At 29.0% G+C, this 23770-nt stretch carries 26 protein-coding genes; 25 read left to right on the top strand and 1 reads right to left on the bottom strand.

The genetic code is table 11. From position 1 onward, the window contains the following. Positions 1-162: 162 nt before the first annotated feature. Positions 163-306: a hypothetical protein gene (locus I2E83_RS16210; RefSeq protein WP_195430963.1), complete on the top strand. Its 144-nt coding sequence runs from the start codon at positions 163-165 to the stop codon at positions 304-306. Between the two features lie 21 nt (positions 307-327). Next, entirely contained in the window at positions 328-759 is a 432-nt protein-coding gene (locus I2E83_RS16205) for a sigma factor-like helix-turn-helix DNA-binding protein (RefSeq protein WP_195430961.1), read from the top strand. A 19-nt stretch (positions 760-778) separates the two neighbouring features. Here the strand turns inward: I2E83_RS16205 and I2E83_RS16200 are convergent, their stop codons facing one another. Beyond that, complete coding sequence (locus I2E83_RS16200; protein ID WP_195430958.1) at positions 779-1672, bottom strand: hypothetical protein; 894 nt, start codon at positions 1670-1672, stop codon at positions 779-781. A gap of 681 nt (positions 1673-2353) precedes the next feature. Between I2E83_RS16200 and I2E83_RS16195 the strand changes: the two genes are divergently transcribed. From I2E83_RS16195 to I2E83_RS16080, 23 genes are all read left to right on the top strand, one after another. Next, positions 2354-2764: a helix-turn-helix domain-containing protein gene (locus tag I2E83_RS16195; RefSeq protein WP_195430955.1), complete on the top strand. Its 411-nt coding sequence runs from the start codon at positions 2354-2356 to the stop codon at positions 2762-2764. Positions 2765-3090: 326 nt separating this feature from the next. After that, positions 3091-3267: a hypothetical protein gene (locus I2E83_RS16190; protein WP_195430952.1), complete on the top strand. Its 177-nt coding sequence runs from the start codon at positions 3091-3093 to the stop codon at positions 3265-3267. Positions 3268-3581: 314 nt separating this feature from the next. Beyond that, entirely contained in the window at positions 3582-4004 is a 423-nt protein-coding gene (locus tag I2E83_RS16185) for a hypothetical protein (protein ID WP_195430949.1), read from the top strand. Positions 4005-4103: 99 nt separating this feature from the next. Beyond that, positions 4104-5090 carry a hypothetical protein gene (locus I2E83_RS16180; protein WP_195430947.1) on the top strand — a complete coding sequence of 329 codons (987 nt, stop codon included), beginning with the start codon at positions 4104-4106 and terminating at the stop codon, positions 5088-5090. Between the two features lie 25 nt (positions 5091-5115). Beyond that, positions 5116-6909, top strand: coding sequence for a hypothetical protein (locus I2E83_RS16175; RefSeq protein ID WP_195430944.1), 1794 nt, complete (start codon positions 5116-5118; stop codon positions 6907-6909). 10 nt (positions 6910-6919) lie between these two features. Continuing rightward, positions 6920-8263 (top strand): phage portal protein, encoded by a 1344-nt coding sequence (locus tag I2E83_RS16170; RefSeq protein WP_195430941.1) that lies wholly within the window; start codon positions 6920-6922, stop codon positions 8261-8263. Further along, entirely contained in the window at positions 8256-8978 is a 723-nt protein-coding gene (locus tag I2E83_RS16165; RefSeq protein ID WP_195430938.1) for a minor capsid protein, read from the top strand. The genes I2E83_RS16170 and I2E83_RS16165 overlap by 8 nt, the downstream gene beginning before the upstream one ends. A gap of 9 nt (positions 8979-8987) precedes the next feature. Beyond that, on the top strand, positions 8988-9299 hold the full coding sequence (locus I2E83_RS16160) for a hypothetical protein (protein WP_195430935.1): 312 nt from the start codon (positions 8988-8990) through the stop codon (positions 9297-9299). Between the two features lie 142 nt (positions 9300-9441). Next, positions 9442-10077, top strand: coding sequence for a DUF4355 domain-containing protein (locus I2E83_RS16155; protein ID WP_195430932.1), 636 nt, complete (start codon positions 9442-9444; stop codon positions 10075-10077). 12 nt (positions 10078-10089) lie between these two features. Next, positions 10090-10461 (top strand): hypothetical protein, encoded by a 372-nt coding sequence (locus tag I2E83_RS16150; protein WP_195430905.1) that lies wholly within the window; start codon positions 10090-10092, stop codon positions 10459-10461. A gap of 15 nt (positions 10462-10476) precedes the next feature. Next, a complete protein-coding gene (locus I2E83_RS16145) occupies positions 10477-11505 on the top strand; it encodes a major capsid protein (protein WP_195430903.1) in 1029 nt (342 codons plus the stop codon). A 47-nt stretch (positions 11506-11552) separates the two neighbouring features. Beyond that, positions 11553-11828: a hypothetical protein gene (locus tag I2E83_RS16140; protein WP_195430901.1), complete on the top strand. Its 276-nt coding sequence runs from the start codon at positions 11553-11555 to the stop codon at positions 11826-11828. A gap of 10 nt (positions 11829-11838) precedes the next feature. Continuing rightward, positions 11839-12252, top strand: coding sequence for a DUF6751 family protein (locus I2E83_RS16135; RefSeq protein WP_195430899.1), 414 nt, complete (start codon positions 11839-11841; stop codon positions 12250-12252). 1 nt (position 12253) lies between these two features. Continuing rightward, positions 12254-12613, top strand: a complete 360-nt coding sequence (locus I2E83_RS16130) for a minor capsid protein (RefSeq protein WP_195430897.1) — start codon at positions 12254-12256, stop codon at positions 12611-12613. Beyond that, complete coding sequence (locus tag I2E83_RS16125) at positions 12610-13041, top strand: chloramphenicol resistance protein (protein WP_195430895.1); 432 nt, start codon at positions 12610-12612, stop codon at positions 13039-13041. The genes I2E83_RS16130 and I2E83_RS16125 overlap by 4 nt, the downstream gene beginning before the upstream one ends. 5 nt (positions 13042-13046) lie before the next feature. Further along, positions 13047-13532 (top strand): hypothetical protein, encoded by a 486-nt coding sequence (locus I2E83_RS16120; protein ID WP_195430894.1) that lies wholly within the window; start codon positions 13047-13049, stop codon positions 13530-13532. A gap of 11 nt (positions 13533-13543) precedes the next feature. After that, positions 13544-13888 (top strand): DUF6673 family protein, encoded by a 345-nt coding sequence (locus tag I2E83_RS16115; protein ID WP_195430893.1) that lies wholly within the window; start codon positions 13544-13546, stop codon positions 13886-13888. Continuing rightward, the gene (locus I2E83_RS16110; RefSeq protein ID WP_195430892.1) at positions 13888-14478 is read left to right on the top strand and encodes a bacteriophage Gp15 family protein; all 591 of its coding nucleotides are present in this window, start codon (positions 13888-13890) and stop codon (positions 14476-14478) included. Before I2E83_RS16115 ends, I2E83_RS16110 begins: the two co-directional genes overlap by 1 nt. Positions 14479-14540: 62 nt before the next feature. Next, entirely contained in the window at positions 14541-15038 is a 498-nt protein-coding gene (locus I2E83_RS16105) for a hypothetical protein (RefSeq protein WP_195430890.1), read from the top strand. 231 nt (positions 15039-15269) lie between these two features. Beyond that, entirely contained in the window at positions 15270-17597 is a 2328-nt protein-coding gene (locus tag I2E83_RS16095; protein ID WP_195430886.1) for a tape measure protein, read from the top strand. 5 nt (positions 17598-17602) lie between these two features. Next, entirely contained in the window at positions 17603-18313 is a 711-nt protein-coding gene (locus tag I2E83_RS16090) for a phage tail protein (protein ID WP_195430884.1), read from the top strand. A 12-nt stretch (positions 18314-18325) separates the two neighbouring features. Continuing rightward, on the top strand, positions 18326-21052 hold the full coding sequence (locus I2E83_RS16085; protein WP_195430883.1) for a phage tail spike protein: 2727 nt from the start codon (positions 18326-18328) through the stop codon (positions 21050-21052). Further along, positions 21045-23756 carry a hypothetical protein gene (locus I2E83_RS16080; protein ID WP_195430880.1) on the top strand — a complete coding sequence of 904 codons (2712 nt, stop codon included), beginning with the start codon at positions 21045-21047 and terminating at the stop codon, positions 23754-23756. The genes I2E83_RS16085 and I2E83_RS16080 overlap by 8 nt, the downstream gene beginning before the upstream one ends. Positions 23757-23770 lie beyond the last annotated feature (14 nt).

Below are 23770 nucleotides of genomic sequence, written 5' to 3'. Positions count from 1 at the left end.
TCAATATCACTCCTTGTTATAATAGCAGGAATACAGCTAGCAGCACAGGGATAATAGAAGTACCGTATTATTCAAAAGAATATGCGGTATTTTTTAGTGCGCAATTCAGAAAAAAGACATATTATGAGTGGATCTTATGGTCCACTCTATAGGAGGGATAATATGAGAATAGACATGAAAGATGTTTATAGAGATAGAATTAAAGAAATAGATAGGCAAATTGCCAAAGCTGTAGCTAATAAAAAATGGACGGAAAAAGCTAAATTAGAATCTGAAAAAGTAAATTTGCAAGAAAGGATTAATTAACTTGCACTCAGGAGGTAGCCAATGAATAATAATCCACTTTATAGGAAAACTGAGGCTATTCTTTATAATTACAACAAAGTAAAAGCTCAGATTAAAAATATAGAATTGGATATAGAAAATATAAAAAATGAGTTTAATGGTCCAGGAGCTATAGGCTATGAAGAAAGAACTCAATCTACTAATAGTTTTAATTCTAGTGTAGAGAATGAAGTTGTTAATAGAGAAATTGAAATAAATCAACTGGAAAGATATAAAAGGCAAAAGGAAATTGAACTTTTAAAGGTAGATAATGCTATAGGATCATTAACAGAAAGAGAAAAAATAATAATAGAAATGAGATATTTCAAGAAATATAATAATAGAATGATTGCTGCTAAATTAGATTTAGCTGAAGAACATATATGTAGAATTAAGAATGCAGCTGTTAATCAGGTATTAGATTCAATATTTTAAGCGAGGGATTACCTCGCTTTTAGTTTTTTATAGAATCTATTGTAGTAATTATATTAGTAATTAAATATTCAAGTTTGATGAATTTATTATATTCTTTATCTATAATATCTTTAACTCTATCATATTTAGTTAATTCTTGAAGCAAACCATAAACTTTGAGTATATTTTCTATTAGTTCATCATTAGTAGGGTATTTAATTAATTCAAATTTAACATTATCATATACATTGAATTCTAACCCATCTTTAAAAGGTTTACTAAGGCTATGGTTATAGTTCTTGTTTTTCAAACTAGCAAATAAATTACATCTATTAAGAAAATTAAAGTTATTTTTTAATTCCTGGCTAAGTAATTTCTTTATTATTTTAAGTGAGAATTCTTTATTTTTCTCTAGCTCTTCTAGTTTATCATTTTTATTATGAATAAATTCCATCTTAACTAAATCTGCTGATTTTTTTCCAGAAATATAAGTACCTATTAAGGTTCCTAACAAGCCAAATATGCTTGTAAAAATAGAAGTAAATATTAAGAAAAAATATTCTTTATTGCTAGCATCTATGTTAACAATAGATGAACTAGTAAATGAATAAAGCCATTTACTTAAAGTAATTACTAAAAATAATATAAAAAAAATAGATGAAATAATCAGTAGAATAGGAAATAGAATATTAAGGAGTAACTTTTTTATTTTTTCAGTGAAATCAAATATATAAATAAATAGCAGCATCAAAGGGACGGATAATAAGTTATAAAGAAAATCATTAGGTATAAGTGGCGTTTTTCTTAATATAAAAAAGATAATTGTTGAGAATATAATACAAAGTATAAAATTACCGAAATTAAATTTATTTTTAAATTTAGATTTATAATATTTTGGAAACTTAGTTTTAAGATTATCTAAAAATTTATACATATTTAATTCACTCCTTTAATGGTATAATTCTTCCTATGATTAAGAAATCCTTTATTTAAATTTAAAAATGTAATATGCACAAATTAACAAATGGCTTATTTACTAAGTTACAAGGTGGTGGGTGGAGAAATATTACATTTAAAGTTTCGATTTGTAATACTAGTGTAATAAAAATGTAACATAAAGAAATGGCTTATCTACTAGCTTTAAGCTATATAATATATATAAATATTACATTATTACATAAATATAAATATAAATAGTTACGCACGAGATATTTAATTTATATATTTCTCTATATATACTATATAAATTTTCAAAAGTGTAATAATGTAATAAATGTTATTAAAGCTAGTAATATCAATGGTTACAGAAGTTACATAGAAATGTAATAAGTGTAATATATATAATTTGATAATTTGTTTAAAGCTAGTTATATCAACGATATTATAGTTTTTAATTTATTACGTATTTAAATATAAAAAATGTAATAATCAATAAATATCAAACATGTAATAATCAATAAATATCAAACATTTATCAATAAAAAGTCAAACTTTAATCAACATTTACCATTTTAGACAGTGTATTATTGTATCATAGAGATTTTAAGAAAAGGCTTTTATATATGTCTTTTCTTTTTTTATATGTAAGACATTTAGACATGGAGGTGATTTGTATATGTTAGATGAAAGACACATTGATGCAATTGAATATCTTCTTAGTGGAACTATGTTAAAATCAGAGATTGCCGATAGAGTTGGTATTAGTACTAGGACTTTAAGTAGATGGGAGAATGATGATGAGTTCAAGGCTGAGCTTGACACCCGCAGAAAGGCTCTTAAAAAAAATGCAGAGAATAAAATTATTAATCAAACTAATAATTTAGTAGATAAAATGTTTGATTTAGCATATAAAAGTAGTGACCAACGTGTTAAATACAATGCTATTAAGTACCTATTAGATAGATCTCTTGGTGTTCCAACTGCTGCTAAGGAAGAAAATAATAATGACGATAAAGAAAAGAATAAGGATGTTAATGACTTGAAGAAGGACTTAGAAGAAATTAAGAGTTTGAAGGTTATTAAATAGTATTTCGTATTAGTACGTACGAAATAATAGTTTTAATACTAAAAGTTTATTAATAGTAAACAAAAAACATAAATTTCGCATCTTACAAATGGCTTGAATAGGTGGTTTGAAGTTGGCTCGTGAAATCAAGATTTAGCGAAATAATTCTCTATAGGCAAATTACTCTCCTAAAGGTGGGGGTACATTCTAAAATGAGAATGTACGTAGGACCATTTGACCAGTCACACAATTTCTATAGTATTTTTAAAAAATTTAAGATGTTAAGAGGAGTTTGAGGAAAAAGGTAGAATTAGGTAATATATAATATATTAAGGAGGTATATGTATATGTCTGATAATAACAATATTAACAAACCGAATCTAAATGGAAATACTAAAGAAAGTGGGAATGGTAGTGATGAACGTCGTATAAAACCTTCATATGGAAAAAAATTATTTGAAGATTCGGTAGAATATTCAACTATGCCTAAATATAGCAGACCAGGAAAACCAGGTAATAAATAGTTATGAATGCCGAGGAAATATCTAAATTAATTAATGTATTGCCTAATATTATAATTTATATAGTGCCTGGATTTATTTTTATACAAACATATAACTATATTTTGAATTTGAAGGGTAAGGAATTGAAAAATTCATTGTTGGATTATATATTAAGTAGTTTTCTAATAATAACATTAATTCAATTTATATATCATAAATTGAATTATAATTTTGATATTTACGAAAACACAATTAAAGTTATTATATGTATTGTATCTTTATTTTTATCTTATTTTGTAACTATGTTCCTGAAATCAGAAATATGGATATTTTTTATGAAATTTATATGCGTTAATAGAAGTAATTCATCTAATATTTTTAATGATATTATTGACAATGAATATGGAACATGGGTTAGAGTATATGTGACTTCAGAAAAAATAATTTATGATGGAGCATTTATTAAGTTTGAGTATAAAGGATCTTATCAAGATAGTTTTGTTATACTTGCTGATTATAAAACTTATAGATATGGAGAGTCTCATATTGATGATGATTGGTTTCAAGACCAATCTAGTGAATTACAGCATGTAGCTATAAAGGTATCAGATATTAATAGAATTGAAGCCACATATTCAGAAGAAAGTAAAAAAGTTATAAAAAATAATGAAATAAATATACGAATTTTATCCCGTAAAGTTAGAGAATGGTATAAAAATAAGAGCAGGAAAAATGATGACGTGAGTATAAGTAATTAAGTTTTTTATGCTAAATGAAATTCTCATGGAGCCATAGAAGAAATTTAAAAGGGAAAATGTGACTTCTGTAGAATTATTATTCTATAGGAGAGTGATTTTATGAATATTAACGAACGATTAGAAGAATTTTTGATTAAAAAACCAGATGGATATAGAAGTGATGTTAAAAATTTTCTTGATTTTCTAATATCTGAAAACTTACCATTATGTAAAGAGGTATTACAAGGTATTAGAACTAAGAATGTAATAGAAAGTATCAATTATTATAAAATAAAAAGTAATTTAGCTTCTGTTAGTAAAGCAAAGAGATATGCTTCTGCAATAAGTGAATTTTTCAAATACTTAATTTCACATGGATATGTAGAAAATAAAGAATTCTATGAAGAATTGAATTTACCAACAACAATAAATAAATCATATTTATATCAAATAAATAAATATATATCTGAGGATCCTGATTTAAAAGAAAAGGATACATACAAAATATATACATCAGAAGAAGTAAGAGATTTAATTTCTAATTGTGATGAGGTGTTAGATAAGGATAGTAATTTCGTGATTTCTAAAGACAAAGAATATAGTAAATTCATTGCTGCTTTATGTTTAAAATTGATTGCACTAAATGGAATTACTTATAGAGAATTGAGAAAGATTAAAGTAACTGAAGATATTGCTAAATATAATAAAATTTCAATTAATGATTTTAGACTAACTTTACCAGAGAAATATGGACAGCAACTTAAAAAATACATAGATATAAGAAGCCAAATATTAATTAAAAATAGTAAAGTCTCAGATAGTTTATTTATTAATAAAAAGGGAGAGCGTCTTCCAGTACCAACTTCTAGTATATCTTGGTTTTTAGCTGTATGTACTGGTAGAAATGACTTAAATGGATTAATTAAATATGCAATTAAAAATATGATAATAGTAGGTATTAATGATAGTGTCATTTCTAGATTAACAGGAGCGTCTAGTATTCTTATACAACAAGCAATATATAATGAAGAAGATAATGATAAATTATATTGGAATAAATATTTAGACAGTAGGAATAGAAATTTAGAATTATTTGACTTAATTTAATAAAAAAGAAAGAAGGTGATAAAGCATGAATATACCATTTGAATTTCCTAGTGATGAGGCCCGTAATAAATGGCTGCTTTATCACTACTTAAAAAAATCCTATACTGATTTAGGTATAGATGATGAAAAAGCAGAAGAATTAACTGATAAAAGAATTATTGAAAACTCTAAAAATTTGTTTGGTTACCATGGGTTAGCGTGGCAACTAGGACAAATAAGTTTAGAGTTTTTTTGTTTGTATTTTTTGCAAGATATATATTTACCTAAAGAAGATAATGCAGCAGCTCCTATGGCTGAAGTTCACCATGAAATGTGGAGAGATATACAAGAATCTGTAATTGGTACTGGACCAGAGCAATTAGGTCGAGTAGTTTCAAGAGGTACTGGTAAATCTGCTTTTGGTACTTTAGGTCCTAGTTGTTGGGTAGTAGCCTATAAACATAAAACTTATGTATTGATATGCTCAGACATAGGATCTACTGCTGAAAAGTTTATCAAAGATATTAAAGATAATATGATTGAAAATGAGCATATTGAGTCAGCTTTTGGTAAGTTACTTGATGATAAGAATAGAGATTTTATTTGTAATGCAACTCAGTTAGAGTTTACTAATAAAACATTTATAGAAGCAATATCTTCAACTTCTCCAATGAGAGGTAGAAAATATAAAAACGTAAGACCGGATCTAATAATCCTGGATGATTATCAATCAGAAGATGATGTAAGAACTGAAGAAGCCAGGTTGAAAAAATGGAAAAAGTATTCAGATGATGTTAAGTTTGCTAAGCAAAGACCTGTGAAACGTAATGGTAAAATTATAAAAAAAGGTACAGTTCTTCTAGCATGGGGAACTCAGCAACATAAAGAATGTTTCTATTCTAGATTGCTTAAATCAGCTACATGGAAATTTAAAAAATATAAAGGTGTACTTATTGATGATTTTATAAATGAAAAAGGTGAAAAAGTTAATGGATTAGACTATTATTTTTCTCATGGACCATGGAAAGAATTTAGTGAGATTTTACATGACTTTAAAAATGAGGATAGACTTGAAGATGCTAAAGAATTTTATTATAAACATGAAAAAGAAATGCAGTTTCCTACCTTGTGGAGTGAATTTTGGGATTGTTTAGAACTAGCACTAGATTATTTCGAAAATCCTAATTCATTTAAACAAGAGGTGCAAGGCGATGTAGATTCTATAGGAGAAAAATATTTTAAAAGAGTAAATACTGAGCCTAGAAATATTATAGAAACTCATGAATTTACAAAAACAATGCTTTGTGTGGATCCAGCTGCAAGTGGTGGAGCCAATAATGACTATTGTGCATTCTTAGTTGGTTCTGAAGGTAGTAATGGGAATAAATATGCTAGAAAATCAAAGTTGGAAAAAATAAATGCTAGAAAAGAATTTGATAAATATATTCAAAAAATGATTGATTATTTGCTTGGATATGAAGATATTACTCATGTCAATATAGAAAAAAATACTTTCAATGGAGCTGATGCAAACCAGCTTGAAAAAGCTATAAGTGATCATCATATTTTAAAATATAGAAATATAAAAATAATAAATGAAATGCAAAGAAGAAATAAAGATGATAAAATCTCAACGATAGTACCATATGTGAATAATGGTACTTTTATTTTTGCAGAAGAAGATATGGAGTTTAGAGAACAACTTATGGAATTTGCAGGTCAAAAGTTTACAGTACACGATGATGCTGCTGACGTATCTGCTGAATTTTGGCTAAAAATTGATGAAATTAAAGTTGTAAGAAAAGTAAAGTTATTTGATAGGAGGAAATTAGGGTTGTAGGAGGTGAAATATGAAAATTAATGAAATTATTAAAAAGTTATTTAAAAAAGAATTTGGATTAGACCTTAATAATCCTGAACATTTGAATTTAGTAAAAAAAGCTTATGGATCATATCATGTATATAAAAATATATATGATAAAATGTATAGGTACTACAAAGGTGATACAGATGCAATAAGAAAATATTTATTTGTAACGGAGAGATCTAATCTTAAAATAAATACAAACTATATAAAAAAGTTTATAAAAGAAGAAGTTGCCTATACTGTAGGAAATGAAATAACTTATGAATCTAGAACAGAAAATGAAAATGTAGTTAAGGATATAGAGTATTATACAGCTCATTGGAATGAGTTACATGATACTGACTTAATGAAGTATTTGCTTATATTCACAAAAGTTTATGAGCTTTATTATTATGATGATAATGCTGATTTTTGCAGTAAAATAATTAAGCCTACAGAAGGATATGCGTATTATGATGAATCTTCAAAGAAGGTTCTTTTTTTTATTCATTCTTTTAAAAATGACTTTGATACAACAACTTCTTATATAGATGTTTATACTGCTGATAAAATATATCACTTTGACAATAAGTTTAATGAAATATCAGCTCCGAGTGTCAATATATTTGGAGAAGTTCCAGTTTCTATAGGAGAGTTAACAGAAGAAGGCTACGATGATAGCTTATATAAAGATTTGAAAGGACTTCAAGATGCTTTTGAAACTAATTTATCTGATATTGGAAATGAAATAAGTGACTTTAGAAATGCTTATTTATTATTTAAAAACGCTGAAGTTAATGAAGAAGATATTCCTCAAATGAAAAAATTAGGGATTTTGCAACTACCAGGAGATAAAGCTGATGCTAATTGGTTGATAAAAAATATTAATGATACATTTATTCAAAATACTTTAAATAGATATGAAGATACAATGTATCAATTAGCTTGTCATATTAATCATAATGAGAAAATGCAAAGTAATTTATCTGGTATAGCATTAAGGTCAAGGCTAATAGTTCTTGAAAATAAATGTAGCTTACAAATAAAATCTCACAAAAACATAGTTAAAAATAGAATTAGGTTTTTATTTAAATACTTAGACATAAAGAAAAATAAAATTTATGATTATAAGGATGTAAAAGCTCTTTATACTCCTAATATACCTAGCGATGATTTAGCAACAGCTCAAATGCTAGCGCAATTACCTGAGGATATAATATCTAAAGATACCGCTAGAGGTAGATTTAGTTTTATAAACAATACTGTAGCTGAAGCTGAGAAGGTTAAGAAGGAAAGAGAGGAAGAGATTCCAATAGATTTAAATAATTTAGGTGATGAGAATGACTAAGGAAGAGTTATTCATTGAAAGCCTTTATAAATTAGCAGAAAAACAATTAAAAAAGATATATAAACATAAAAAACTTAACAGAGATGTACTTTTACAAGAAGTTGCTAATATTTTATTAACTTATACAATAGCTAATGATGTTATGGTTATGGATAGAGCAACTATTGAGAAAGAATATAATAAGATGTCTAAATTAGTAAATGATATAGCAAAAGGTGAAGCAGCTTCTCAAGAAAAAATAATTGAAGAATTATTAAGTACTCTAGTCAAGGAAACTTTTAGTTTTTATAACTACAACAAAGGCTTGAAAGATGTAAAAAAGATAATAGAAAGTAATTTCAAAGGTAAACATTTTTCAGAAAGAATTTGGAGTAACGAAAAAGAAGTTGCTAATCATTTGCATAGAAGAGTACAAGATTTCCTAAAAGGCAAAGTGAATGTAAACCAAATTAGAAAAGATATAGAAAAAACATTTAATACTAGTGCTTATAATAGTAAAAGATTAGTGGAAACAGAAGTTTCTAGAGTTTCAGGTGATGCATTTGATAGATATTGCAAAGAAACTGGAGTCAAAAAGGTTAGATATAATGCTACTTTAGATAATAAATTATGTAATGATTGTGGTCAATATCATGATAAAATATATGATTTTGAAAACAAGATAGCAAGACCAAGACATCCGATGTGTAGGTGTTTTTATACTATTGAAGAATAAGGAGGGTTTATGAATATACCTAAAAAAATAAGGATAGGTTCAAGTGATTATTTAGTTATAATATCAAATGAAACTTTAGTAGTAGATAGATATGAATGTAAAGGAATGATAGATTATGAATTTCATAAAATAAAAATTAATGATTTGGTTCAAGATGGACAGGGGCAAGAACAGACCTTTTTACACGAATTGGTTCATGGAATAATTAAAGAAAGAAGTTTGGATTTGAATAATTCAGATGAAGAAACTGTGGTTGATGAGATAGCATTAGGATTACATCAAGTAATTAGAGATAATCCTGAAATATTTAAAAATGACTAATAAGCTTTAGCAAACTAAGGCTTTTTATTTTGCTTTAAATTCGTCTTGTGTGCGATTAGTGTACAAGGGGTATAAATACATTACTAAGTTAAATAATTTTGTGTCACGAGTCTTATAGAGGTTTGTGGGATAAGGAGGATATATGTTAAAGAAAGAATTATTAAAATTAATAGAAAAAGCTGGTGATGATGAAAATATAGATTCATTACTAGAGAGTAGTGATTTAGCTAAGTCACTAAAAGCTAGTGGACTTACCTTAGAGGCCTTTAAGGAAAAATTAAAGAATGATAAAGACTTTAAAGCTTTTATTGATAGTGAAAATGATAAGTATTATTCAAAGGCTTTGAAAACTTGGAAGGAGAATAACTTAGAAAAGGAACTTGAACCTTTTATTAAGGATAAGTATCCGGATTTAGTTACTGATCCAACTCAAAAAGAATTATTAGAATTGAAAAAAGAATTAGAGAGAGAAAGACAAGCTAATGCTAGAAAAGACTTGTTAACTCAAGCTATAAAATATGCAGCAGATAAGAAATTACCAGCTAGTGTAGTTGAAAAATGTTTGAGTGAAGATTTTGATAAAACAAAGGAAGTTATAGATTCTATTTCTAAGGAATGGTCTGATGGACTTGAAGCTATAGCTACAGAAAAAATGAAATCTAATTCTTATATACCAGGAAAAGGAAGTGATGGTGAACCAATAAGTATTGGTGCTACTATAGCAGCTCAAATAAATAAAACAAATTCAGTTCCAAGTGATCCTTGGGGAGATAAATAGGAGGGAAAATATATGTATTTTAAAAAAATAAATTATGAAAATGATATGGAAATATTAGTTACACCGGCTAACTTAGTTACTTTCTCAGGTACTGTTTTAGCAACTGGAGTTACTGCGAATGCAGAAGGAAAGAAAATAGTGTTAGCTGGAACTTTAATTGATGCAGATGGAAATGTAGTTAAACAAACAGGGGATTCTGGTTCAGAAACTTTAACAACTACACCGGTGGGTATTTTATACAGAACAGTTGATGTAACTAATGGAGATATGCCATGCTCTTTAGTTGTAGAGGGATATTTAAGAACAGATAGAGTACTTGATGGGTTTGCAGATAAAGCTATTGAAGCTATAAAAGCCGCATTACCAAAAGTAACATTTAGATAATAAGGGGGAATTATAATGCCAAGATTAGAAGAAGTTTTTAATACTAATGAGTTAGTTAATTATTTTAAGGAAAGGGTAACAGCTCCAATGTTAGGGGAGTCACTTTTCCCATCTAGAAAAATTCAAGACATAGAGTTTGATATGATTTTAGGAGCTGGTGGACTACCTGTTAGTGCTTCAGTACATGCGTTTGATACTAAAACTCAACTTGCTAGTAGGGAAGCTATTCAAAAAGGTGCTGCTAGTTTAGCACTTATTAAAAGACAAATAAAAATAGCTGAAAAAGAAATAATTAAGATAAATAATCCAAGAACTAATGCTGAGTTAACTCATGTTTTAACACAATTGTACAATGATGCTGATAAAATGGTTGAGGGTGTAAATGTTAGAGTAGAAGCAATGAGAATGGAAGCTTTATCTACAGGGAAAATTAAAATTGAAGAAAATGGTGTGAAAGTTACACTTGATTATGGTGTTCCAGCTGGAAATAAGAAAACATTTAATTGGAGTGATCCAGCAACTTCTAAACCACTTGATGATTTGGAGATTTTAGCTTCTGCGGTAGAAGATGCTTCAGGTTCAAGACCAACTAGAGCACTTACTTCTAGAAAAATTGCAAAAGCAATTTGTAATAATGCTTCTATAAGAGCAGCTATTCATGGAGTTAATTCTGATAAGATTGTTACTTTAGCTCAATTAAATGAATTATTAGCTCAATGTGAATTACCTAGAATAGTTACTTATGAAGGAAAGTATAGAGTTGAAGGTGCTAAAGGATTTACTACTAAGAGATACTTCCCTGAAAATACAATTTCTATGTTTGGAGATGGAACATTAGGTGAAACAATATTTGGATTAACTGCTGAAGAAGTTAAATTAATTGGGGATGGGAAAATGGATTTAGCTGAAATGGTTGGAAACATATTTGTCGGTACTTATACTAGCACTGATCCAGTTGGAGAGTTCACTAAAGCAGCTGCTACAGCAATACCTTCATTCCCTCGAGGTGAAGAGCTAGGTATTGGGAATATAACATTAGCTTAATAAGGGAGGATTAATTTCCTCCTTATTTTTATATAGGAGGGGTAATTTTGACTTTAGAGGAGAAAAATGAAGCTAAAGCAATTTTAGTTATAAGAAATTATTTAAATAGGAATCTAAGTGATGAATATATAAAGAAAAATTACGCTTTGGCTATAGATCAGATAATAGAAAATGCAAATAAACTTAATTCAACTAAATCTGTAGGAATAAAATCCATGAGTGAAGGCAATCAAAGTATTACTTTTGATTCCGATATAAAGGCATGGACTATAACTGATGATGTAAAAGCTTTATTACCTGCTAGATATGTAAAAATGTATTAGAGGTGATGTAATGGGAGTTTTATTTAAAAATGCAGATATAACTATATATAACAGATATGCGGATGCTGCTAGTGGAGTAGATAAATATCAAAGAACAGTAATAAAAGGCGTTAATTGGCAAGGTAAAAGAAATGGAACTGTAAGCGATAAAGGGCTATTACTTGCTGATAGTACACTTATTTTTGTTGATAAGTTAGATAATTACGTAAGTCCTAAAAGATTTAACAAGTTATCTGATGAAGAAAGACATAAATATTTCACTTTTGATAGTAATGGTGACAAGATAGTTAAAGGTGAAGTTGATTTCGAGGTAGTAGGAGTAAAGCCTTTTAGAATTGCTGATTTAGAAAATGAGTTTGATGATGTTATAAATATAAAATCTGTAAATCCATTATCTGATCACTTTGAGATAGAAGGAGTATAGCATGGCTACTAATGTAAGAATTAAGATGGATGATACAGGGAAAATTCTTTTGAAAAGATACCTTAATAAAGATGGTCAAGCACAAGAAAAATTCACTAAGGAATGTGCTAAATGGATGAATAATTATGTACCTTATGATCATGGTGGGCTTAAAGATATTAGAGTTGAAATAAATAAAGATAAGGTTATATATAATTCTGATTATGCTAAAAAACAATATTACACTAATAAAGGGTTAGGAAAAGAAGGTAACTCTGTAGGGGGACTTAGAGGTAAGTTTTGGGATAAGCGTATGTGGAATGATAGAGGTAATGATGTAGTAAAATCTATAGCACAATTTGTAGGAGGTAGAGCTAAATGATAATAGATGCTTTGAGAAATTATATAAGAAATTGCCCTCATTTAGATACTTTTAATAATGCTATAAAAGTTAATGTGAATTACTTAGAAGGTAATCCAGATACTTATTCTATAGAAGAAGTTCCTATAAATCCAATAGTAAGAAAATACGTCAATGGTGATAGTATAAGGCAATATGCTTTTATATTTACTTCTAGGGAGCCTTATGGAATTGATGTATTGCAGAATATAGATAACTCAGGATTCTATGAAAAATTTGCGGATTGGATAGAAAACAACAATGATAAAGAGATATTTCCGTTACTTGATAATGGATTAGAACCTTTATCCATAGAGGTCACAAGTACTGGATATGCTTTTGCAGTAACAGAAGATACTGCGCAGTATCAAATAAATTTAAGATTAAAGTATTTTAAGAGAAAGGAATGAATTAAATGGCTATTAGAAAAAGAAAAGTACAGGCTAATTACTTAAAAGTCAAAGAAGCTTTTGAACTATTAGGAGCAGGATTTACTGAACTAAATGAAAGTCCTTCAGCTCAAACTACTTCTAAGAGGTATATAAATCAATCCAGTTCTAGCCAAAGTGTAACTGGTTATGAGTGGGGGACAAGTTTTAATACTGATCAAATTAATAGTGAAAAGGCAATTGAATTTATTAAAGAAATCGGAGAAATGCAAAAAACAGGTGCTGATACTGAAACGGAATATCTTATAGTTGATTTAGATAAACCAGGAACTGCAGATGGGACGTTTAGAGCAAGAAAATTCAAAGTTGCTATTGCGGTAGATAGTTTTGATGATAATGATGGAGAGTTAGGAATTAGCGGGAACTTTTTAGGACAAAGTGATCCAGTTGAAGGTACATTTACTTTAACAAGCAAGGAATTTGCAGAAGAGTTTACACCTAAAACAGTATAGGAGGTAATTGAATGATAATTAATGGAGTAGAATTAGAAGATATAGATGTTTATGATCTTGAAGTGGCTGAAAAGTATGATAAGTCTTTAGAAAGAATAAAATCTCTTGAAGAAAATAATAAAAATGTTGGTATGGTTGAAATGATAAAAATTAATTGTAATGCTATATTTGATGTTTTCAATACTATGTTCGGTGAAGGAACTGATAAAAAAGTATTTGGTAGTAAAGTTAATCTATTAGTTTGTATGAAGGCTTTTGAAGAACTAGTTTTACAAATTAATGAGAAGAAAGATGAGATGGAGAAGATAACAAACAAATATTCGACTAATAGAGCTAATAGAAGAAGTAAAAAATAATGAATATCTTAATTGATTTATTGCCTAACAAAATTGAGATTAATAATGAGGAGTACGAGATTAATAGTGATTTTCGTACTTCTATTTTATTTGAATTATTAATGCAAGATAATTCTATAGGCGAAGAAGATAAAATTTATATGGCATTACAGCTTTATTATCCAGTTATACCTAATGATATTAAAGAAGCTATAGATAAAATGTTATGGTTTTATAGGTGCGGTAAAGAAACAACATCATCTAAAGGAAATGGTAAAGGTAAGAGCGTCACTCAAATTTACAGTTTTGAACATGATGATGATTATATATATGCTGCATTTATGGACCAGTATGGAGTAGATTTACAAGATATAGAGTATTTACATTGGTGGAAATTTAAAGCTATGTTTAAGAGTCTTAAAGAGGATAATGAGATAGTTAAGATAATGGGATATAGGAGTATGGATTTATCTAAGATTAAGGATAAAGAGGAAAAAGCTTATTATAAGAAGATGCAAGACTTATATAAGTTACCAGATAATATAAGCAATTCAGAAAAAGAAAAATTAAAAGAAATAGAAAATGCTTTATTAAATGGAACATATAAATAATTTATTGTAATTACAGAATATCTATGTATATAATAAAGTTAATTTTACTTTTGGAGGTATATATGGGTATATTTAGTAAGAAAAATAAAAGTGGAAATAAATCTATAAATCTCTCTTTTGTTGATGGAATAGAGGGGTATGGAAAAGGTTTAGCAGTTGAACTTAGTTTGAATTTAGATAATGAATGCTTAACTATAAAATCTAGAATAGTTAAAAAGCCAGATATTAATTTAAAATTTGTTCAAATTATAGGAGTAAATGTTGTTAGTGAAAGAGATATTATTGAAAAAAGCAAATCAGTTGCTGGTAGAGCTGTAGTAGGAGGAGTTTTGTTAGGCCCTTTAGGAGCTATAGTTGGGGGAATAAGTGGTGTAGGAAATAAGCAAAAGTCAGAAACTAATTATTATATGATTATAAATTATAAATCTAAGGAAGAAGAAACAAAAGTAGTATCTTTTGAAATTGTAGGAGCAAGCCTACACTGGTCTTCATTTATTGAAGAATTAAGAGCTCAAATTAATGAAGTAAAAATAAATGAAAATGAAGAAATATACTTATAAGCACTAAATAGTGCTTATTTTTGTTGGTAGGTGATTGAAATAGAAAATATACGTTGTACAAATTGTAATCAGCTATTGTTAAAGGCTGATATAGTAATAGGGGAGATAAAATGCCCTCGTTGTAAAAAAATTAATAAATTAGATAATTCAAAAGACAGAGCTTAGAGCCACACCTTAGAGTAGTGAGCCAATGCCTGCTTTTTTTATTTTTTAAAGAAAGTAGGTAAGATAATGGCTGATGGAAGAATTATAATTGATACTGAAATAAATTCAAGTGGTGCTGAGAAAGATGTTAAAGGTTTAAGTGGTAAGTTAAGTAGTATAGCCAAAACAGGATTAACTGCATTTACAGGACTGGTAACAGCTAGCGGAGCTGCTATAGGTGGATTAGCAACAATTGCTACAAAGTACAATTCGCAAATGGAAGATTATTTTGCTAATTTTACAGTTTTACTGGGAAGTGCAACCGAAGCTACTAAACACGTTGAAGACTTAAAGGACTTTGCTGCTAAAACTCCTTTTGAAATGACAGGACTTGCCGATGCTTCAAAACAATTATTATCGTTTGGAATAGGCGTTGAAGATATTATGCCAGACCTTCAAATGTTAGGGGATATTTCTTTAGGTAATCAAGAAAGATTTAAAGGATTAGCTTTAGTATTTGCACAAGTTGCATCGGCTGGTAAATTGACCGGCCAAGATTTAATGCAATTTATAAATCAAGGATTTAATCCACTTCAATCTATTGCTGAAAAAACCGGAAAGTCAATGTCAGAGCTTAAAGAAGAAATGTCAGATGGAAAGATAAGCTATGAAATGGTTGCAGAAGCTATGAAAAGTGCTACGAGTGAGGGTGGAAAGTTCTATCAAGGCATGGAAGTACAATCTAAAACTCTTAGTGGTATGTGGTCTACACTTAAAGATGATACTATGTCTTTAATTGGAGATGCATTCAAACCATTTAGTGAAATATTGAAATCAGATGTTATGCCTACGCTGCAAGGAATGGTAGTCAAAATGTCAGAAGCTTTTAAAGATCCTAATATCCAAGCAAGTATAGCTAATATAGCAGATGGATTAGGTGATTTTGCAGTAAAGATAGGTGAGCTAATATCTGATTATCTTCCTAAGATAATAGAAGGGTTTGCCTGGTTATTAGATAATAGTAATGAAATAGCTACAGGTATAATTGCGATAGGCACAGCCTTAATGGTCCTTAATGTAGCTAATATGATAATGGGATTAGTTAAAGCATTTCAAGCTTTTAAATTAGCAAATGAAGGTGCGACGGTGGCTCAATGGTTATTAAATGTTGCTATGTCAGCAAATCCTATAGGTATAGTCATAGCAGCAATAGCAGGTCTTATAGCTGGAATAGTTTATCTATGGAATACAAATGAAGGTTTTAGAACTGCTATAATAAATGCTTGGAATGCAATTAAAGAAGCTGGTATTTTAGTTTGGGATTGGCTTGTGAATTTCTTTACTGTAGATATACCTAATGCTTGGAATAGTGTAGTTGCATTTTTTTCTGGTGTTCCAGCGTGGTTTGGTGAGTTGTGGAATACAATTAAACAAGCTTTTATAGATGGTTGGCAAGCTATAACAGATTTTTTCACAATTACAATACCATCTTGGATAGAGCAAATATTTAATTGGTTCAATGAATTACCTTACAAAATTGGATTTGCGTTAGGAAATTTACTTGGAACTATTGTTAAGTGGGGTACTGATACATGGAACTATTTAACAACCAATGTTCCTATATGGATAGAAAATGTAGTAACATTCTTTAGTGAGTTACCGGGTAGGATTTGGACTTGGTTAGTTAATGCTTATAACAATATTGTAAGGTGGGGAAAAGATACATGGAATAACATGTATACTACTGCAAGCAATGCTGTAAGTGCGGTTATAGATTGGTTTGCGAGTTTGCCGGGTAAAATATGGTCTTGGTTATTAAGTACAATATCAAAAGTTTATCAATTTGGAAGAGATTTAGGTTCTAAAGCTTCAGAAGCTGGTTCTAACATGGTTAGTAATATTATAAATGCTGTTACAAATTTACCTTCAAAAATGGCTGAAATAGGTTCTAATATAGTTCGTGGTGTATGGAATGGTATTACTGGAATGGGGAGTTGGATAGCTAGTAAGGTAAGTGGATTCTTTAGTGGAATAGTTGATGGAGCTAAAGCTGCATTAGGAATTCATTCTCCATCTCGTGTATTTAGAGATCAAGTCGGTAAGTACATGGCTCAAGGCGTAGGAGTAGGTTTTGAAGATGAGACTGACAATGTTCAAAAGTCTATGGATGATGATTTTAAAAATTTAGTTGCTAAAATGCAAGGAACGGTAGATTATGAAACTGCTATGACTACAGCTAGAGTTGTTGCACATAACAATAATTTGGGTGGTGTAAGCGATACGGATAATGATGATAATCCTAAAAATAATCCAGTAACAGTAGTTGCTAAATTTATAGTTGATGGTAAAGAATTTACTCAAACAGTTGTAGCTCCTAACCAAGATGTTTTAACTGAATACTATGAAGGGAGGTAGTTTTAATGATAAATGAAGGAGAAATATATTTTAATAATGAAAGAAGTCTGTATTTGAATTTATGTTTAGAAAATTATCCTTCTATTCCAATAACAAATGAAGAATATGAAGAAATACAAGTAGAAGGTAGAAGTGGTAGTTTAATAATTAATAAAGGAACCTATCCAGATAAGAAAATTCCTTTTACATTTACAATTCTATCTCCAACTATTGAAATTAGTTTTGAAAGAGTATATGAATGGCTTACTGAAATTCAAGATAATAGGCTTATATTTGGTAGGGCTGATAGATGTTATAAAGTTAAAAAAGTTATATTTGGGAATATACAAAAAGAATTTAGAAGTATAGGTGAATTTGATGTAACTTTTCTATGTGAACCATTTACACAAGATCTTGAGAAAACAGTACATGAAATTACTAGTAGTGGATTTAAAATAAATTATACGGGTAATGCTCCAGGGGATACGTTAATAAAAGTTTACGGAACTGGTAATATACAATTAACTATAAATGGTGAAACAATGCAAATTAATAATGTTAATAATTATGTAGAAATTGATAGTTATGTACTACAAGTTAGAAAGCAAGATGGAACCTCTAAGGATGATGATACCTTAGGGGATTTTGTTTTATTTACTAAAGGTATAAATACAATTTCTTATACTGGAAATGTAACTAAAGTAGTAGTTGAATATATTACAAAATACAAGTGTTAGGAGGAAATATAAATGAAGAAACAAATAAAAGTAGCTTATTTTCTTCCGGGTACTCCTAAGGATAAGGTTTTAAGTAGTAATGGAAAGAACTTAGATAAATATTGTATAAAATCCACCACAGATGAAGATTTAAGTACAGGCAATTATATTTGCGATTTAACTTTTCTTGTTGATGATAATTTACAGGATATTTTGCAAGAAGAAGTTATTCTAAAAGTTTTATTAGATTATGGATATGAAATTTTTAGAATATCTAAAGTTACAGTAGGTACTAGATATATAGATGTAGTTGCAAGACAGATTACTATTGCAGATAGTTTAACTCTTTGGTTAGAAGATATAAGACCTACTAATATTAATGGCCAAGGCGCAGTAAGTTGGATGCTAGATAAAGCAGAAGGTAAAAATGAAATACAGATTTTATCAGATATAGACACAATGGCTACAGCTTATTATCAGCGTATGAGCCTATATAAAGCCTTACATGATAATGATAATTCTTTCTTAAATCGTTGGGGTGGAGAAATCCAAAGGCGTGGATATACTATTTATATTAATAAACGTATTGGAACTGATAGGGGATTTAGTATAAGAGAAGGTAAAAACCTAACTGGATTTGAAGGCACTTCTAATATAGATAATTTGGTTACTAGAGCAAGAGGGCAAGGCTTTAATGGAATATTAGGTAGCTATATAGATAGTCCGCTTATAGGCTCTTACAATCGCATATATACAGATGTTATCAAATATGAAGATATTAAAGTGAAAGATGAAACTAGTGAAGAGGGTTATGACACTCTAGAAGAAGCACAAGAAGAACTAGATAGAAGAATAAATGAAGAGTTTTCTAAAAATGGAATAGATAAAATTAAAGCTAGTTACACGATAAATTTTGTTCAATTAGAAAAAACTGAGGAATATAAAAATTATATAGTAGCCGAAAGAGTATTCTTAGGAGATACTATTAGAGTTTATATTCCTAAACTGAATACAGATATAAAAGTAAGAGCTATGTCAAAAAAATATGATGTTCTAGCTCAAAAAACTAAAGAAATTAATCTAAGTAACTATATAGAAGTTAAACCTTTAAGTCTTAAACAAATAGCAGAAAGATTAGAAACTATGGATAGTACAGAAACTATACTCCAGTTAGCTAAGGATAACGCAACTTCTTTAATAAAAGGTGGACTTAAAAACTCTTATGTAATAGTAAAAGAAAATGAAATAATAATCGGCGATACCAAAGACATAAATACCATGACTAATGTTTGGAGATGGAATGCTGGAGGATTAGGATTTAGTAGTACGGGATATTATGGAGAATTTGGAACAGCCATTACACAAGATGGTGCCATTGTCGCTGATTTTATAACTACAGGTATATTAAATGCTAAGTTAATCAAAGCTGGAGTATTAAAATCTTTCGATAACACTACATGGATTAACATGGAGAATGGTACTTTTAATTTAGCAAACAAAGTGAAATTTGATGGTAAAAGTTTTGAAGTAGATTTGAGTGATAAAGATTTAGCAACTGGAACACAAATAGAAATTTTAGAAGAAGGATTATCTAGTAAAGTTTCTAAAGGAAAAGATTTCACAACAGAATTTACTCAAACATCTAAAGAATTTAATTTCTCTATAGGAAATGATGAAACAGATGTAAATATAAGCAAATATGGATTAAGAGTAAAAAATGCTGCTATAGAAATAGTAGATAGCAGCAATGAAGCACTTTTAAAAGGAACTTCTAGAGGAAATTTACTATTAAAAGATGGTGCGATTTTGATAAAAGAGGATTTAAGTAGTGCTTATGGGGAGAGATTAGAATTAACAAAAAGAGGAATAGGATTCGTAGGAGAAAATGGAGAGAGCGCAGAAGTTGTATATGGTCTATACAATGATGCTTGTTGGTATTTAACTTCAAGCGAAGCTGGAATAAACGATAAAGTTTTAAGTATAAGTCAAACTGCTAATATATCTAGATTAATTTCAAATTTTGTTGAAGCTACACAACTAAAAGGAACTAGCTTAACTATAACAGAAGGAATAAGTGTTGGAACTGGTGGTACTATAAATGGAACTCTTAACACAAGGAAAATAAATACACAAGGATATGATATAAATTTAGATGGAGGAACTTTATACGGAGATGTAGAGGGCGGAGAAATAACAGGAGATATTTACATTTATAGAGGTGGTGTAACCAGGCCTGCAGTAAGAGGAAATGGAACATCAAGTAGCCAACAAGTTAATGGAATAGCTATAAGGAGTGGAAGCTCTGGGCCATATTTAGAAATACAAACTATGGACTTAACCGCTTATGGTGTTAATGTAAATGCATCTGACGAAAATTTAAAAGAAAATATAACTCAAATAGATGGCGATTTAAGTGCATTAGAAAGAACATTTTCTCTTTTTAGAGAAGAAAAAATAAATGCTATGGAAGAAATTAAAAAAATAAAGCATTATTCTTATAATTTCAAGGAGCCTGAAAAATATGGAGAAGGTGCAAAGTGTGGATATATAGCGCAGGAATTAAAAGAAATAGATAATAATTTTGCATTTGGAGTAGAGCAAGAAGATGGAAGTCAAATATATTATCCTAATTTTAATAACATAGTCCCTTATATTACATTGGCCTTAAAAGAGCAGCAACAACAAATAGATAGGCAAGAAGAGTATATAAGCACCTTAGAGGAAAGAATAGAAAGATTGGAGGGATTGATTAATGGCTAGTAAGTTAAAAGTAGATTTAGATACAAGTAAAGAAAGTTACATTCTACCTAAATGCAAGCAAAATGATGATTTATTACTTGAAGCAAACATATATGAAAATGGAACTGAAAAAAGTTTGACTAATGCAATTATAACAATACAAGCTCTAAAGGCGGATAACACATATATTATTCAAAATACAGATATAATTATAGAAAATAATAAGATAAAAGCTTCTTTAGATAGGGATTTTACAAGGGTTGCAGGAAAAACAAAAATAGAGATAGTTTTAATCGAAAGTAGTAAGCAGAATACTACCTCTTCTTTTGAATTAGAAGTTATAGGAAGTGTAATAAAAGGATCAGTAGAAAGTGGAAATACAGTTACTATATTAGAAGAATTACAAGATAAGATAGTAGAAGCAGGAACAGTTAAGGGAGAAGCCGAACAATTAATACAAAATGGTGGTGCTGCAACTAAAGGCGATATACAAAAAGTTAATGCATCATTGGAAGAAAATAAGAATAGTATAACTCAGTTGCAAAAAGATATTGGAACTACCGCAAATATAGCGGAGTTGATAACTGCAAATAATGAAGCAACTCAAAAAATATCGGAATTAGATAGTAAGTTAGCTCAAGTTGGGAATATATCTAATACAATAAAAAATGTAGAAGATGCGAAAGAAGATTTCAACGGAAAAATTCATGCCAACTTAAGTGAAAGGCTTGAATCCGATATGAGCTATATCAATGATAGATATAATAATGCTAGTTTACTTGAATATGAAGATAAATATATAAGTGCTAGTGAAAGCTATGATGGGTTTACTAAGGATTTAAAAATTAAAGGTAGAACAATTAAAAACTTGCTTGGAGATATAGGGAATTGTGAAAGTATGACTGGTTGGAATGGAAGTACCGATGCGACAATAGATAATAAATTAAAGCTTTTCGGTAATTCGAGTATGAAATTTAACGCTGTAAATCTTAATAGTAATAGATATACAGAAATTACTCTTGATTCAACACATAAATATTTTGTTTCGGCTAATTTTTATTTATCGACATTTACAAGTGGAGAGTGCACCTTGCTTTGTACAGATTATGGGGCATGGACAAACGGTGTAAAGGTTTCTGTTGATACTACAAAATTAAATCAATGGCAAAAGAAATCCACTATAATAACTGGTAGAAATGGGATAAGGTTACAAGTAGGTGCAGGTGTGGCATCAACCTTAACAGCTAATGTAGATGGAGTATGTGTTTATGACCTAACAGAAATATATGGAGTGGGTAAAGAACCTACTAATATTTCACAATTGGAAGCAGATTTACCTTATGTTGATGGAATAGTAAGCAGTAATCCTACTGTTGTGAAGAGTATTGGAAAGAATATCTTTAGTAGAGTTGATATCATGCCAACCAATGTACAATACGATGAAAAAACTGGGGAATATAATTGCAGTATTGGTAGTGCAAACAATAAAATATCTAATAATATAAAAATTAAACCATTTACTAGCTATACAATATCATTTGATGCAAAAAGCGATGTTGAATTTACGGCAACAAGTTCTGATGTTATCAGGATTGATTCGGAAAATTCAGATATAAAAGGCTATACTGGACAAGTAGGAACAAAATATTCCACTTTATCTTTTATTATTCCAAACACAAACAATAGAAATACTATAAATGTTTTATTAAGAAATGTTTCTAACCATAAATTGACGATTAAAAACATCCAAATAGAAGAAGGAACAGTTTCTACATCATATGAACCTTACAAAGAAGATAAAGTAAGCGTTTCATTAACAGAACCATTAAGGAGTTTACCAAATGGAGTTAAAGATGAAATAGATTTTGAGAATAGTAAGGTAACTAGAAAGATTGGGAAAATTGTTTTAAATGGAAGTGAAAGTATAATTCTACAAGAAACTAGTGCAAATACACTTAGATTTGGGATTAATATAAAAAATCCAATATTAAATACATCAGAAGTAAAAGTCATATCAGATAAATTTACTTCTTATTCACAAAATGGGATGGGTGGAATAGATACAGAAGGTATCTCTTCACATTCAGCAAATGGTATTCAGGTAAGAATCTTAAAATCTAAATTATCTACACAAGACGTTGCAGGTTTAAAAACTTGGTTATCTCAAAATCCAGTTACAGTTTATTATGAATTAGAGACACCGATAGAAACAACTTTAGAGATTCAAAACAGACTTAGAACCTATGATAAAAAAACTAATATATTTACAGAAGGCAGTATCGTAGATTCTAATGTTTACGCTAAGATTTCTTCTGATGTTATAACTGCGTTGGATATTAGACATTCTACTGTAAAAAATAAGCTGTTTAATAGTGCTGATGAAAGAATTGAAGAATTAGAGAAAGATGTAAAAAATATTATTACACAAGAAGAGTGGATTGAGCCAACATTACTAAATGGATGGACAAATCATGATATTAATATAAGATATAAAAAAGATAAGTTTGGTAGAGTAACAATACATGGTTCTGTAAAAGGTGGTGTTGTTGGAAGTCCAACCTTTATATTACCAGTTGGATATAGACCATTTAAACCAATAAGAACGCCTGTTGTTTCTAATGGAGAATTTGGATATGCATATTTAACTATGGACGGCAATGTAACTATTATAAAAGGTTCTAATGTGTTTGCTCATATTTACATTCCATCTTTTGATACAGTTTAGTAGGAGGTAAAATA

The organism is Clostridium sp. D46t1_190503_E9 (assembly GCF_015555225.1).
GTDB lineage: Bacteria > Bacillota > Clostridia > Clostridiales > Clostridiaceae > Clostridium.
Note: the sequence above shows the minus strand (reverse complement) of the source record. Positions and strands in the feature narration are given on the sequence as shown.